Source organism: Azospirillum sp. A1-3 (assembly GCF_023806445.1).
In the GTDB taxonomy this organism is placed as follows: Bacteria; Pseudomonadota; Alphaproteobacteria; order Azospirillales; family Azospirillaceae; genus Azospirillum.
Window position 1 is genome coordinate 809463 of record NZ_JAMSLU010000002.1, and the last position, 14472, is coordinate 823934.

The window sequence follows — 14472 nt, forward strand, 5'->3', positions numbered from 1 at the left end:
AGGCTCCGCCGGGTAAGTGCGCTCCTCGCCCAAGGGCTCACGGTTCCTGAAGCCGCTGCGCGGATCAAGGTCGGGAAGGCCCTTCTCTATGCGGCACTTGGCGTAATGGGAAGAAGAAGATAATTGCTGAAAGGAGTTCTTTGTCCGTTCCACGCTGATGCTGTTAAGTTGACGCCTGTCGCGCTGCCCTCAAGTATAACAGGGGGTAGTCTAACTATGCATGGCGTCTGACACTCTTTCGAATTCTTTTGTACTCAGGGCAATGTGTCTAATATATACGCCGGCATTATGGGAAGTATTTTGCTATGTGGTAGAAGGAGTCCCGGCGTTCCCAGCGTCTGCGGGATTGCAAGAGGTGATCGTCATGACAACAACCGTCGTTACCGATCTCAATCTTGTAAGTTCCACTGCCGAAAACACCGGTGGAAACTTGGACTCAGAAAGTCCAGCGCTTTCGGGCGACGGCACAAAAGCGGTCTTTGTCAGCTATTCAAGCAACCTTATTGAAAACGATTTAACGCCCCATGAACCCGATCTTTACCTAAAGGACATCAAGACCGGTCAGATTATGCTGGTCAACCAGACACAAGCGGGAAAGCAGGTGATCGGATGGCTAGGCGCGGCGACCATATCGGGTGACGGAACAACGGTGGCCTTTTCCAGCTACACGGATGATCTCCCGCCGACAAACAACAACGGGTTCTATGATCTTTACGTGAAGGACTTGACGACCGGAGCATTGACGTTGGTTTCTCGTGCGGAGGACGGCGGCGATGCGAATGGCTCAAGCTTTGCCGCTGCATTGTCCGCCGATGGAACGAAGATCGCATTCCTCAGTCAGGCAAGCAACCTTGTCACCGGTGACACGAATGGACAGGGGGATATCTTCGTTAAAGACCTGACCACGGGCAAGACGACCCTCGTCAGTCAGGCAGTGGACGGCTCCCTTGGGAATGGGCCCAGTTCCAATCCCGCGATTTCGGCGGACGGAACGAAGATCGCCTTTTCCAGCAGTGCCGATAATCTGGTCCTAGGTGACGAGAACGGCGGCGAAGACATATTCGTAAGGGATCTGAACACAGGGAAAACCGTCCTGGCCAGTCGGACCACGGATGGAAGGCAGGCATCAGGGGTCTTGGGCATACCGTCCATTTCGGATGATGGAACCAAACTTGTCTTTTCCAGCAACGACGATGATCTGGCTCCAGACGACAGCAACGGAACCGATGATGTCTTTCTGAAGGACTTGGTGACAGGCAAGCTGACACTGATTAGCCGTAACCAGGACGGCATGCCGGGAAACGGGCAATCCATACTTCCAACCATTTCAGGGGACGGACGAAGAGTTGCCTTCACAAGCGTCGCCGCCCTCGTTCCAAAGGATGGTCCCGCCTCCGCATATGACATCTATGTGAAGGATTTGACCACCGGTGCGCTGATACTGGCCAGCGAGACCGGGGACGGTGTCCAGGCAAACGGCTCCTCATTCGGTGGCGTCATCTCGGCCGACGGATCACATGTCGGCTTTCAGAGCTATGCCGACAACCTCTCAGCCGACGATGCCAACGGGGGGCTGACCGACGTCTTCGTCGCGACCCTTGGCCCACTGGAAGGCCAACGGATCAAAGGAACCAGTGGAGCGGATACACTGACGGGCGGACGGGGGGACGACACGATTTCCGGTCGCCGGGGTGACGATCTCATCTTCGGCAAGGGTGGGCGTGACGAGTTGGAGGGGGATCAGGGCAACGACTCCCTATGGGGCGACAGCGGCAACGACATCGTGAAGGGCGGTCCTGGTGACGACCGTCTGGACGGTGGGGCTGGAGATGATGTGGTGAGTGGCGGTCCGGGAGCCGACAGTCTGCTTGGCGGAAGCGGCCGCGACACGCTCTATGCCGGCGTCGATGGACAGACGGACACGATGGCCGGCGGATCTGGAGACGATGTCTATTGGATCATCGGAACCGGCAGCGACCAGCGGTCCAGCGACATCATCCGCGAGAATCCCGAGGAGGGCACCGATACGGCCTTCGTCAAAGGCTCCTATCAACTGGCGGACAATCTGGAGAATGCCGTCCTGCTGGACACCCTATCCCAAGGCCGGACGTTCCTGAGCGGAAACAGCCAGTCCAACTACCTTCGCGGCAACGCGGGCGCAAACGATATCTTCGGCGCCACGGGGAACGATACGATCCGGGGCGGCGGCGGCGACGACAGGCTGGGAGGCTATGATGGCGATGATCGCCTGTTCGGTGGCACCGGCAACGATCGCTTGAGTGGTGAAGCGGGCGATGACGTGTTGGCGGGTGGCTCGGGAAACGACTGGCTCGGCGGCGGATTGGGCAACGACCTGCTGATCGGCGGCGATGGCAATGACAGCATTGGTGTGCATGATCCTTATCAAGGAGCCTTTGCCGGACGCGACACCCTCGTCGGGGGCAGGGGCGACGACTGGATGGACGGCGGCGGGGCGCCCGGCCGATGGGGCGCCGTCGATTTCAGCGACGCTGCCGACCTGTTCCTCTTCGGCAGCGGCGGCCAAGGATTCGGCCACGACACGATCTCGGGCTTCAACGACGACAATGACCGGATCGAATTCCACGGCTACAGCCACGTGGATCTTGCCGGTCCGGTGACGGTCAAGGACATCAAGCCGTACACCTATTACCCGGACGGCTATTCCTGGGCGGCTGACCTCGCCTTCAAGGACGGCTCCACCCTTCATGTCACCGGGGTGTCGCGCGGCCTGCCGACCTTCACCGAAGGAAACGATTTCACGTTTCCCGACTCCAGGCCATCAGGAACCAAAGCCCTGTTCTCGGCCGACGACCCCGCCCACGGCCGTGAACTCTGGGGCACCGACGGCAAGGCTGCATACCTCGTCAAGGACATTGCGCCTGGGCCAACCTCTTCCCAGCCCACCGGCTCGGTGGCCATCGGCGACACGCTGTTCTTCACGGCTGACGATGCAACCCATGGCGCGGAATTGTGGAAAAGTGATGGAACCGCCAAGGGACCCGTTCTGGTGAGGGACATCCGTCCCGGTGGCGGCTCGTCCAGCCCGAGCGATTTGACGATGATGGACGGCGAACTCTATTTCACCGCCGATGACGGGGTGCATGGTCGCGCGCTCTGGAGGAGTGATGGGACCACCAGGGGAACCCAAATGGTCTCCAACGCAATGAGCTCCATCATCGGCCTCACAGACGTGGACGGCACCCTGTTTTTCGATGCACGGGATGCCGCACACGGTGTCGCTCTCTGGAAAAGCGACGGCACCGCCTCCGGAACCATGGTGGTGAAGGATTTCCTCCCCGGCAACATCGACCCGGGAGGGCCGTTTGCCCACGATCCACGACACCTGAAGGCGGTCGGCGACCGACTTTTCCTCACATCCGGGACGGGCGAGTTCGAAACGTATCTGTGGGTGACGGACGGCACGGAAGCCGGCACGATTCCATTGAAGGGCGGCATGGTCACCGACACGCGCGAGGGCTTCGACAACGACCTGGAGGCGATGGACGGGACGCTCTACTTCAACGCCGACTTCTCTTTGTGGAGGTCGGACGGTACAGTCGAAGGCACCAGGGAGATCAAGAGCTTCGCACCGATGCCGGGATGGAATCCCAACAGCCTTACTGCGGCTGGTGACACCCTGTTCTTTGCCGCCAATGACGGTCAACATGGCATGGAGCTGTGGGCCTCCGACGGAACCACACCGGGCACCCACCTGGTCATGGATATAAACCCGGGGATCCTCGGAGCGTCGATATCCGACATGACGGCCGTTGGCGAGGAACTGTTCTTCAACGCGGACGATGGCAAGAATGGGCGCCAGCTCTGGATGAGCGATGGCACCGCCGCGGGTACGCGCATGGTCAAGGAAGTCGCTTCAGGTCCTGATTGGACAGCGGCAGGTGATTTCAGCGCCGTCGGCGGCCAGCTTGTCTACAGCGCACTCGATACTCAACAGAATCGGGTCCTCTTCTCGTTTGATCCTGCCTCCCTGAGCGTTAATCGGATCGGCAGTGCCGACCTCGCAGGCGCATCCTACGACCCGAAGGGTGTCGTTCCAATTTGAGGTGAGCCCACGGTGCGCGTCTAGTCGACGGTGGAGGGCTGTCAGACGGGCTCTGTTGCAAACTTCTGGTGTTGGCGCATGATGGCCGGCTTCCACCACATTGTTCAGATATTTGCCCTGCCGGTGCTCCGTCTCCTCGAGACTGTTCCGCGTGGGAGAGAGGTAGAAGTCGATGGGGCGCTGTTACGGGAAGGTTGGTGGCCCGCCGCAGCCTTTCACCGTGACAGCTCGGAGCACAAGCCATGTCCCGGCGAGCACAGTTTATCACCCGTGACGTGCAGAACCGGCCCGACCCCATGCCGGTCTACAACGCATGGCTGGGTGATCGGCCCCTGTGCCAGGCCGTAGAGCGGGGAGGATTTGCGATCCGTTCGTCTTGGGGAACGCGGCCGCAGACGGAGGAAGACAAAAGGGCGGCCCCGCCGGATGAACCAGGCGGGGCCAAGATCACAGGATGGGAGGTGGGGAATTCGCTACTCAGCGCTGGCGAACAAGGGCGCCTTGGCCTGCGACGTTACCGATGCCGGCGGCGAGGTTCTGCACGTTGGCAAGGTTCGGAGGGCCAAAAGGCGTCCGGCCACCGGAGCGCTGGAGCACCGTCGCGCCCTGCGCCGCCGAGTTGCCGATGCCCGCCGCAGTGTTCGATACATTGGCCATCGAGCCGCCGGGGAACAGCCCGCCGCTGCGCTGGCCGACGAACACGCCTTGGCTGGCGGTGTTGCCGACGCCGGCCGAGAGGTTCGAAACGTTCGCCATGTTCGGGCCGCCCAACAGCCCGCCGCTGCGCTGCAACGTCGTGACGTTCTGGGTGGCGGCATTGCCGATGCCGGCCGCGGTGTTCGACAGATTGGACACATTCTGCGCCATGGCGGGAGCGGCGAACAGGGCCAGGGTGGCAAAGCCGGCGAGCAGGGAGGTGCGGATCATGGTGCGGTCTCCTTGGTGGGGCCGGTGCTCTGCATCCGGCGGGTGGTCTCGATGACATGACCCTAACGAACTCCGCCCGCCGCCGATGTGAGCTTGGCCACAGGCGGCCGCATGTCTCGTCCACGCCGAATGTTCCCCATCACGGAAGGGTGGAGCGTTCGCGGCAATGCGCGCCGAACGGCACGGAGTTTGCGCAAGCACAAAGAGGACCCGGCATTGTCGTGGCATGGTCCGACCATGACCTTTCCATCATTCTACGATGCGGCACCGCGGCTCATTGTGCGCGATCCGCTGAGCGAGTTCCTCGGCGCGGCCGAGGGCGGCCTGCTTCACTACGGATATGCCGACGCTGTGCGGCTTGCCGGCCATTCCTGTCCGACCGTCGCGGGATCTTACCTGATGACTGTACGGTCATTGGAGAAGCTGTATCCCGATGAAGTGCCCGAACGCGGGGCTGTTGCAGTCTCCGTTCGTGAGGCCGCCGACGAGGGTGTGGCCGGCGTGATGGCCAGCGTCGCCACGCTGCTGACCGGAGCGACGAAAGACACCGGCTTTAAAGGCATCGCTGGACGCTTCGACCGCCGGAACCTCCTGTTCTTCGGCGTCGGCATGCAAGGCGCAATGGCCTTCGTCCGCACCGACACGGGGGCGGGCCTGCAGGCGACACTCGACATGAGTGTCGTTCCGGTGGATCCAGCGATGCCTCGCCTTCTGCAGCGCGTGTTGTCCGACGCGGCCACAGCGGACGAAGCGGCGCAGTTCCGCAGCCTATGGCAGGAGCGGGTCCGACGCATGCTGGTGGATCACGCCGACGACCCACGTTTGGTCAGCCTTACCGTTTGGAATTGCCGACCCGGCGCGTAACGGCGGATGAGAGCGGCGATGGCACATCGGCAACGACATGACCTCCTCCCCGTGCCGACGCTGACCGCTTCACTCCCCAGCGTCATCGATGACGTGCTCACGCCGGCGCAGGACGTCACCCTTGCGTCGGCCTACAGCCAGGGTGAGGATTGGATTGCCGATCTGGGTGATCGCACACCATCGCAGAATGTTCAGGAAGCGTGAAACGGCGTTTGGCTGGGTCTCTGAGCCACACCAGGTTTCGGCTTTCTCCTCGGCCGCTTCCAACCAAGCGAATGCGCGGCCGCCGCTCCTCCCCCTCGCGGCGATTTGTGCGCCAACGTAAGGCGCTGGCCTCCCCGTCAATGCGTCCCCGGATTGGCCCGCGCCCTCGTCACCGCGTTCGCCACGTCGGTCCAGGCCGCTTTGTCCGGTGCGAAGCGGCCGCGCAGATACGCCATCAGATCCGCAATCTGGCGGTCGGACAGGCTGTCGCGGAAGGCCGGCATATAGCCGAGGTCGCGGGTCGCCGGGTTCTGGATGCCGTGCAAGATGACGCGGGCGAGATTGTCGGGGCTGTCGCTGTGGACGTTGCTGTTCACCGCCATGGAGGGGCTGACGCCAAACAGCGTCGGCCCTTCGCCATCGCTGTGGCAGGCTTGGCAGGCGCCGTTGAAGATGCGCTCTCCATTGGCGGAACTGACGGAGGTGGGGGTGGCTGCAGGCGCTTCCACCGCATCACCGCCCACATCGCTGCCCAGGGAGGCAAGATAGACCGCCATCGCCCGCACATCCGCCTCCGGCACGGTGGACAGCTCGTGCACCACCGCGGCCATCGGGCCGGCGGCGACGCCATGGCGCTGGGAGAAGCCGGTGCGCAGGTAGGTGAACAGATCGTCCTCCGTCCAGGGCTTCGGCGCCTTGGATAGCGCCGTCAGGGCCGGCGCCTCCCAGCCATCGACCGAGCCGCCGGCCAGGAACGCGTCGCCCAGCTTCTCCGCCCCCAGCGCGTTGCGCGGGGAATGGCACGCGGCGCAGTGGCCGAGGCCGTTGACCAGATAGTTGCCGCGGTTCCACTCCGCAGTTTTCTGCGGGTCTGGCTTGTAGGTCTCGCGGTTGAGGAACAGCGTGTTCCACCCCGCCATTATCGGGCGCAGGTTGAAGGGGAAGCGCATGGTGTTGGCCGGCACCTCACCGCGCACCGCCGGCTGCGTCATCATGTAGGCATAGAGCGCCTGCATGTCGTCGTCGGTCATGTTGCGGAAGGCGGTGTAGGGAAAGGCCGGGTAGAGATGCCGGCCGTCGCGGCTGATCCCCTCGCGCATCGCCCGGTCGAAGGCGGCGAAGGACCAGCGCCCTATCCCGCTCTCCGCATCCGGCGTGATGTTGGTGCTGTAGACGGTGCCGAACGGCGTCTCGAAAGGCCGGCCGCCGGCGTTGGTCGCACCGTTCTCCACCGTGTGGCAGACCGCGCAGTCACCGAGCGCCGCCAACTGCCGCCCGCGTTCGATGGTGGCGGACGACCACAGCCCGGCCGAGGGCGGCGACACCGGGGCGATCTCGGCGCGGAAGGGCAGGGCGCTGCTCGCCATGCCGATCATCACCCCGCATAAGCCGGTCAGCGAGGCGCCGAGCCATGCCTTCCACCCCCGCTTGCGCGGCTTCACCGCTTCCGGCGGGGAGGGCGGGACCGGTTCGGACGGGCCGTTCAGCGCCTCCCGCACCCTTTCGGCGGTGATCGGCAACTCGCGGAAGCGGATGCCGGTGGCGTCGAAGATGGCGTTGGCGATGGCCGCCGCGCTGGGGACGGAAGCGGATTCGCCCGATCCCAGCGGCGGCTCGTTCTCGCGCGGCATCATCAGCACGTCGATGTCCGGCACCTCGGGGAAGGTCATGATCGGGTAGCCGCCCCACTCCTTGGCGGCGACCACCGAATCCTCGAACTCCACCTGTTCCTTCAGCACGCGGCTGGTCGATTGGATGACGTTGCCGTGGATCTGGTGGCGCACGCCGTCGGGATTGATCATCTGCCCGGCGTCATGGCCGACGACCACGCGGGTCACCGCGATCTCGCCGGTCTTGCGGTCCACCGCCACGTCCGCCACCCAGGCCGCCCAGGCGGCACCGAAGCCGGGGAACTTGCTGTGGATGTAGCGGGCATAGGCGAAGCCGCGACCGCGCAGCATGTCGCCCTCCGGCGGGGTCTGCTGCGGGGCGGTGCGCGGCTGCCAGCCGGCGCGGCCGGCGACGGCGCGGATCAGGTCGGCGGCGCGTTCGTCCTCGGTCAGATGGCGCAGGCGGAATTCCACCGGATCGACCCCGGCGGCAAAGGCCAGCTCGTCGATGTAGCTGTCATGGGCGAAGCTGTTGGGCATCGCCGACACCCCGCGCATCCAGGAGGCGCGGACGATGGGGGCCATGTCGTTGATGACCACCCGCATGTTGTCGTAATCGTAGGGCGGGATGGAGGTGCGGTCGCCCATCTCGAACACGGCGGCCACCGGATCGACCCGCCCGGTCAGCAGCAGCGCCAGCGTCGGCGCGCCGTTCGACGGATAGCTGGTGGCGAAATCGTAGGCGACGATGCCGCCGTCGGCGCTGATGCCGCCATCGACCTCCATCAGCTGCGCGGTGCCCTTCGGCTCCCACAGATGTTCCTGCTCGCGGGTCAGCTGGACGCGCACCGGACGGCCGACCGCCTGCGACAGCAGCAGCGCATCCGCCGCCACGTCGTCGGCGCAGTTGCGGCCATAGCAGCCGGCCGCCTCCATCCGCACCACGTCGATCCGCTCCTCCGGCCATTCCAGCAGCCACGCGAGGTCGGCGCGCAGCAGATGCGGGTTCTGGGTGCCGGACCAGACGGTCGCGTGGTCCGCCTTGCAGTCGGCCACGGCGCAGGACGGCCCGATCGAGCCGTGCATCTGGTAGGGCCAGACATAGGTGCGCGTCATCCGCTGGTCGGCGGCGGCAAGCGCGGCATCGACGTCGCCCTTGTCCAGCACCTTGCGCGGCGTGCTGGGGTTCTCGCGCAGGGCCTGGGCGAGGTTCGACAGGTCGGGCAGCTTGCGGGTCCAGGGCTTCCAGGTGATCTTCAGCTCGCGTGCCGCCTTGATCGCCTGCTCCTCGCGCTCCGCCACCACGCCGACGAAGTCGCGCAGCACCACCACCTTGATGATGCCGGGAATGTGGGCGATGGAGGATTCGTCGATGCTTTCCAGGCTGTTGCCGACGAACTCGCCGCTGTCGATGCCGGCATAGGGCGGGCGGACCACCCGGCCATGCAGCATCCCCGGCAGCCGCAGGTCGTGGACATACGAGAACTCGCCGGTCGCCTTGGCCGGGATGTCGACGCGCGGCGCCCCCTTGCCGACCAGCTTGTACTGTTCGCGCGCCTTCAGCGGGGCCTTGCCGCTGATGCGCAGCTCCACCCGCTCGCCCCGCACCAGCTCGCCGTAGGAGATGCGGCGGTTGCCGATTCCGCCGGTTTCCGGGGCGATCACCACCCCCTCTTCGACGCGCAACTCTCCCGCCGGCACGCCGAACAGGGCGGCGGCGCGGTCCAGCAGGTAGCGGCGCGCCTCCGCCGCGGCGTTGCGCAGGGGGACCGCCGAAATCTGGACGGTGGCGCTGGCGATGGTGGCACCCTGGTTCGGCGTCCGGCCGGTGTCGCCCAGCACCATGCGCAACTGGTCCATGCGCAGGTCCAGCTCTTCCGCAACGATCTGGGTCAGCGCCGTCTGAATGCCGGTGCCGAGATCGACATGGCCGTTGAAGGCGAAGACCTGCCCGTCGTCGCGCACCGCCAGGAACAGGGCGATCTCCAGCGGCTTCGGCGTCGCGGTGCCGCCCTTGGCGACCAAGCCGGAGGGCGGCTGGATCTCGTCAACGATCAGCAGGACGCCGGTCGCCGCCATCAGCTCCGCACGGGTCGGCATCAGCTCGGACTGCTGGTTGGGCGTCGGGATGGTCGTCATAATGTGCTCCGGGGGAGGAGAGAAGCCGCGCAGCCCGCATGACGGCGCGCAGGATTTCGACATGGGTGCCGCAGCGGCACAGGTTGCCGGACAGGGCGCGGCGCACCTCGTCCATGGTCGGGGTCGGATTGCGGTCGAGCAGCGCCTTGGCGGTCATGATCATGCCGTTCATGCAATAGCCGCACTGGGCGGCCTGCTCGTCGATGAAGGCCTGCTGGACCGGGTGCGGGGCGCTGCTGCTGCCCAGCCCTTCCAGCGTCACAACCTCGCGCCCCTCCGCCCCCGCCAGCGGGATGACGCAGGACCGCGCGGCGACGCCGTCGAGGATGACGGTGCAGGCCCCGCATTCGCCGAGCCCGCAGCCGTATTTCGGCCCGTTCAGGGCCAGATCGTTGCGCAGGATGTAGAGCAGCGGCGTGTCGGCCATCGCCGTCACCGAGACGGCGCGGCCATTCACCCGCAGCGCGATGGTCTTTTCCATAAAGCGTCCGTCCGGTGCGATGAGTCCCGCACGCCCGCTGTACAAGCGGGGTGAATTGGCCAGAAAACCGTCTTGCGGGGGGTTACTCCTCCCCGTCCTGCGCGATCATCTTCTGCAGGACGTGGGTGACGGCCAGCCGTTCCGCCGGGTTCAGCTGCCCCATGGTCATCTCGCTGATCCGCTTGGCGCAGGGCACCATGTCCTCCAGCAGTTGCCGCCCCTCGTCGGTGAGGCAGTTGATGACTTTGCGGCGGTCTTGCGCGTCGGAGGTCTGGCGGATCAGCCCGCGCGCCTTCAGCCGGTCGACGATGCCGCGGATCGTTGCCTGATCGATGGCGGTGGACTTCACCAGCTCGATCAGCGAACTCGGCCCGTTGTCGCGGATGGCGCAGAGCGTGACGAACTGCACCGAGGTCAGCTGCGGGTCGCAGGCGTTGCGCTGGAAGATGGCGAGGTGCCGCTGATAGGCCCGCCGCAGCAGATGTCCGATCTGGTCGGAGAAGACGTAATCGGCTTCTCCGGGGCCAGCGTCGGCGCCGTCTTCGGGCAGCAGGTCTTGGGTCATCGGGGGCAACATACGGTGGACCGGTGGGTAGCGAACGATAGCAGCGGCGGCGGGGGCAGGGAAGGGCGGCGGGCTTCCGCCCTCATGCCGCCCGTCATGCCCTGGAGGCTTCCGGCGCCACCACGTCGCCGGCCAGCACCACCGGCTCGCCGTCCAGCAGGATGTCGCAGCCGCGCAGCGGGATGTCCATGTGGCAGGGGGTCTTGCGGCTGCCGCCGACTTCGGTGTTCGGGCCGGTGGAGAACAGGAAGTTGCCGTAGAAGGCGCGCGCGTCCATGCACATGCCGTCGTTCTTGTCGTGCAGCCCCATCGCCGTCCATTGCGCCCGCGGCTGCAGGCCCCAGCCGATGTGGGAGATGCCGTAGACCTCCGGATCCTTGAAATAGGCCATGTAGTCGCGCAGGTACTCCGCCTCGAACCCGCCATGGATGCGGCGAATGAAGCCCTCCTCGATCTCCAGCGTCACCTTCTCCCGCACATAGGCCTTGAAGGGCAGCAGGATGTCGCCGACGTCGAGCACCAGCGTGCCTTCCGCGCTGCCCTCGTCCGGCCAAGAGAACAGGAAGCCGCTCGGCCAATGGTCCCAGCGGCCGGGCTCGTCGGCGAATCCGTATTCCGTCACCGTCGGATATTGGCCGAGAGTCGCGCGGAAATCGCTGCCGGCCTTGGAGGTCACGGTGATGGAGCGGGCGCGCTTCAGCCGCTCCGCCGCGGCATTGACGCGGAGCTTGTCCTCCTCCGTCGGCAGGATGCGGGCCAGCACCTCCGGCGGCTCGACCGCCAGCAGGATGCGGGTGCCGGTCTTCAGGATCTGCTCCTGTTCCGGCGAATGCAGCAGCATCATGGTGTCGATGATCAGGTCGGCGGCCTCCAGCGCGCGTTGGGCGGCGAGGTTGCCGGTCAGCGGCGTGTCGCCGCAATAGGCGGTCATGTCCATGCCCATGGCGCGCGGGTGGTTGAAGGCCGGCAGTTCGACCCCGTAGACGTTCGCGCCCAGTCGCTGCGCCGCGTCCATCGCCGCACGCACGATGCGCGGGTTGGAATAGTCGCTTTTCAGCACAGCGACGCTCTGGGTCTTGTCCACCTTGGACAGGGTCAGAACCCGTTCGAACATCTGCGTCAGTTCGCGATCGCTCACCGGCATCTCATCTCTCCCAACCTTGGTGGCCGCAGACGCTGAAAGCGCGTTCCGGGCCGTGTTTCCGGGTGGACATCCGCCGATCATCACGGCGGCTGACCAGGACATATAGAGCGTATAAGCTTAATTCGACCATGAACAGTAAGGGGGTAAACCCTTCGCTGCCGCTGTGCCGATATGAACGATAATTAGGCAACCGTGATTTAAAATGAGGCTGAGCAAGGCTAAATCGTGATCACTCCCTGCTGCAAACGGCCCTTATGGCCCCGCAAAGGCTGAGTAGCGTTGTATGGCGAATTGTGTTGCATGGCAAGCTGAAACAGCGTACACACTTCATATCGAGTTCAATGCAACGGTCGACGGCCGGAGCCGGGGCGAGAAGCCCCCGGACACTCCTCCCGCACCCTTGCATCCGGTCGCGAGCCCTTCGGCGGCGCCGACCGAACACCCCCACGTCAGCAAAGGGCCATATCCATGGGAAAGACTCAGAGAATCGCTATCGTCGGGGCCGGCCTGGGCGGAGCCGCCGCCGCCGGGCTCCTGCAGCAGGCCGGGTTTCAGGTGGATGTCTACGAACAGGCGCCTGAATTCTCCCGGCTGGGCGCGGGGATTCATGTCGGTCCCAACGTGATGAAGGTGTTCCGCCGCCTGGGCATCGAAAAGCCGCTGGAGGCGATGGGCTCCAAGCCGGACTTCTGGTTCAGCCGCGACGGCTTCACCGGCGATTACCTGTCGCGCATTCCCTTGGGCGACTTCGCCAAGCGCGAATACGGCGCCGCCTACGTCACCGTCCACCGTGGCGACATGCACCTGCTGCAGATGGACACGCTGGCCCCCGGCTCCGTCCACTTCGACAAGCGGCTGGAGACGATCACCGACAGCGGCGACGACGTGCATCTGACCTTCGCCGACGGGACCGAGGCGCGTGCCGACATCGTCATCGGCGCCGACGGCATCAACTCCCGCATCCGCGAGGCCCTGCTGGGCGTCGAGGCGCCGAACTACAGCGGCTGGGTCGCCCACCGCGCGCTGATCCGCGGCGACCAGCTGGCGAAATACGACCTGACCTTCGAGGACTGCATCAAGTGGTGGACCGAGGACCGTCACATGATGGTCTATTTCACCACCGGGAAGCGTGACGAATACTACTACGTCACCGGCGTGCCGCATCCGGCCTGGGACTTCCAGGAGGCCTTCGTCGACAGCAGCCGCGAAGAGATGTTCGAGGCCTTCCAGGGCTATCACCCGACCGTCCAGGCGCTGATCGAGTGCACGGAAGAGGTCACCAAATGGCCGCTGCGCAACCGCAACCCGCTGCCGCTGTGGAGCCGCGGCCGGCTGGTCCTGCTGGGCGATGCCTGCCACCCGATGAAGCCGCACATGGCGCAGGGCGCCGGCATGGCGATCGAGGACGCGGCAATGCTGACCCGCTGCCTGTCCGAGACCGGCCTGACCGACTACCGCACCGCCTTCGCCCTGTACGAGGCCAACCGCAAGGACCGGGCGACGCGCGTGCAGGCGGTGTCCAACGCCAACACCTTCCTGCGCAACCAGGAGGATCCCGCCTGGGTCTTCGGCTACGACGTCTATGAGCAGCCGCTGCGCGAAGGCATCGCGGCATGACCGCCTCGACCTTCCTCTACGGCGCCAACGTCCAGGCCAACGGCATCCGCCAGCATTACCTGCGCTATGGCGGGGAGCGGCATGCCGGTCGCCCGGCCATCGTGCTGATCCCCGGCATCACCAGCCCGGCCGTCACCTGGGGCTTCGTCGCCGAGCGGTTCGGGCAGCAGTTCGACACCTATGTGCTGGACGTGCGCGGGCGCGGGCTGTCGGAAAGCGGTCCGCATCTGGATTACGGCATCGATGCCTGCGCCGACGACGTGAATGGCTTCATCGCGGCGCTCGGCCTGACCGAGTGCATCCTGATCGGCCATTCCATGGGTGCCCGCTTCGCCATCCGCGCCTCCGTGCGCGGTGAAGGGAAGGGCCTGCGCCAACTGGTGCTGATCGATCCGCCGGTTTCCGGCCCCGGCCGCCGGCCCTATCCCAGCGGCCTGCCCTGGTACGTCGATTCGATCCGCCAGTCGCTGAAGGGCATGGATGCCGACGCCATGCGGGCTTTCTGCCCGACTTGGACGGAGGAGCAGCTGCGGCTGCGCGCCGAATGGCTGCACACCTGCTACGAGCCGGCCATCGTCCAGACCTATGAGGGCTTCCACCAGGACGACATCCATGCCGACCTGCCGAAGCTGCCGGTCCCGGCCCTGCTGATCGTCGCCGGCCGCGGCGGCGTCATCCAGCCGGAGGACGAGGCGGAGATCACCCGCCTCCAGCCCGCCATCCGCATCGCCCGCGTCCCCAACGCCGGGCACATGATCCCCTGGGATGACCTCGACGGCTTCTTCGCCGCCTTCGGCGACCGCCTCGGCCACCCGCTCGCCTGATTGATAGGAACCA

At 65.3% G+C, this 14472-nt stretch carries 10 protein-coding genes; 5 read left to right on the forward strand and 5 right to left on the reverse strand.

The features are described 5' to 3' along the window. Nucleotides 1-364 precede the first annotated feature (364 nt). Nucleotides 365-4084: an ELWxxDGT repeat protein gene (locus M5E06_RS35585; protein WP_286208826.1), complete on the forward strand. Its 3720-nt coding sequence runs from the start codon at nt 365-367 to the stop codon at nt 4082-4084. A gap of 477 nt (nt 4085-4561) precedes the next feature. On the opposite strand, the gene M5E06_RS17185 is transcribed toward M5E06_RS35585, so the two are convergent. Continuing rightward, a complete protein-coding gene (locus tag M5E06_RS17185) occupies nt 4562-5011 on the reverse strand; it encodes a hypothetical protein (RefSeq protein ID WP_252139204.1) in 450 nt (149 codons plus the stop codon). A 129-nt stretch (nt 5012-5140) separates the two neighbouring features. Between M5E06_RS17185 and M5E06_RS17190 the strand changes: the two genes are divergently transcribed. After that, nucleotides 5141-5875, forward strand: coding sequence for an FmdE family protein (locus M5E06_RS17190; RefSeq protein ID WP_252139205.1), 735 nt, complete (start codon nt 5141-5143; stop codon nt 5873-5875). Between the two features lie 51 nt (nt 5876-5926). Beyond that, on the forward strand, nt 5927-6079 hold the full coding sequence (locus M5E06_RS17195; protein ID WP_252139206.1) for a hypothetical protein: 153 nt from the start codon (nt 5927-5929) through the stop codon (nt 6077-6079). A gap of 137 nt (nt 6080-6216) precedes the next feature. Here M5E06_RS17195 and M5E06_RS17200 read toward each other — a convergent pair whose 3' ends face one another. The 4 genes from M5E06_RS17200 to M5E06_RS17215 form a co-directional block, all read right to left on the reverse strand. Continuing rightward, nucleotides 6217-9828: a molybdopterin cofactor-binding domain-containing protein gene (locus M5E06_RS17200; protein ID WP_252139207.1), complete on the reverse strand. Its 3612-nt coding sequence runs from the start codon at nt 9826-9828 to the stop codon at nt 6217-6219. Continuing rightward, nucleotides 9737-10309: a (2Fe-2S)-binding protein gene (locus tag M5E06_RS17205; protein ID WP_502801987.1), complete on the reverse strand. Its 573-nt coding sequence runs from the start codon at nt 10307-10309 to the stop codon at nt 9737-9739. Before M5E06_RS17205 ends, M5E06_RS17200 begins: the two co-directional genes overlap by 92 nt. Before the next feature lie 82 nt (nt 10310-10391). Further along, nucleotides 10392-10874 carry a MarR family winged helix-turn-helix transcriptional regulator gene (locus M5E06_RS17210; RefSeq protein ID WP_211099788.1) on the reverse strand — a complete coding sequence of 161 codons (483 nt, stop codon included), beginning with the start codon at nt 10872-10874 and terminating at the stop codon, nt 10392-10394. A gap of 94 nt (nt 10875-10968) precedes the next feature. Then, complete coding sequence (locus M5E06_RS17215) at nt 10969-12018, reverse strand: 2,5-dihydroxypyridine 5,6-dioxygenase (protein ID WP_252139208.1); 1050 nt, start codon at nt 12016-12018, stop codon at nt 10969-10971. A 468-nt stretch (nt 12019-12486) separates the two neighbouring features. On the opposite strand from M5E06_RS17215, the gene M5E06_RS17220 reads away from it, so the two are divergent. Together M5E06_RS17220 and M5E06_RS17225 are read left to right on the forward strand one after the other, a co-directional pair. After that, the gene (locus M5E06_RS17220) at nt 12487-13635 is read left to right on the forward strand and encodes an FAD-dependent monooxygenase (protein WP_252139209.1); all 1149 of its coding nucleotides are present in this window, start codon (nt 12487-12489) and stop codon (nt 13633-13635) included. Further along, nucleotides 13632-14459 (forward strand): alpha/beta fold hydrolase, encoded by an 828-nt coding sequence (locus tag M5E06_RS17225; RefSeq protein WP_252139210.1) that lies wholly within the window; start codon nt 13632-13634, stop codon nt 14457-14459. The genes M5E06_RS17220 and M5E06_RS17225 overlap by 4 nt, the downstream gene beginning before the upstream one ends. The last annotated feature ends 13 nt before the right edge of the window (nt 14460-14472 follow it).

Coding starts and splice junctions, on each gene's coding strand:
- M5E06_RS35585 (WP_286208826.1), top strand. CDS start 365: ATGACAACAACCGTCGTTACCGATCTCAATCTTGTAAGTTCCACTGCC.
- M5E06_RS17185 (WP_252139204.1), bottom strand. CDS start 5,011: ATGATCCGCACCTCCCTGCTCGCCGGCTTTGCCACCCTGGCCCTGTTC.
- M5E06_RS17190 (WP_252139205.1), top strand. CDS start 5,141: ATGTTCCCCATCACGGAAGGGTGGAGCGTTCGCGGCAATGCGCGCCGA.
- M5E06_RS17200 (WP_252139207.1), bottom strand. CDS start 9,828: ATGACGACCATCCCGACGCCCAACCAGCAGTCCGAGCTGATGCCGACC.
- M5E06_RS17205 (WP_502801987.1), bottom strand. CDS start 10,309: ATGGAAAAGACCATCGCGCTGCGGGTGAATGGCCGCGCCGTCTCGGTG.
- M5E06_RS17210 (WP_211099788.1), bottom strand. CDS start 10,874: ATGACCCAAGACCTGCTGCCCGAAGACGGCGCCGACGCTGGCCCCGGA.
- M5E06_RS17215 (WP_252139208.1), bottom strand. CDS start 12,018: ATGCCGGTGAGCGATCGCGAACTGACGCAGATGTTCGAACGGGTTCTG.
- M5E06_RS17220 (WP_252139209.1), top strand. CDS start 12,487: ATGGGAAAGACTCAGAGAATCGCTATCGTCGGGGCCGGCCTGGGCGGA.
- M5E06_RS17225 (WP_252139210.1), top strand. CDS start 13,632: ATGACCGCCTCGACCTTCCTCTACGGCGCCAACGTCCAGGCCAACGGC.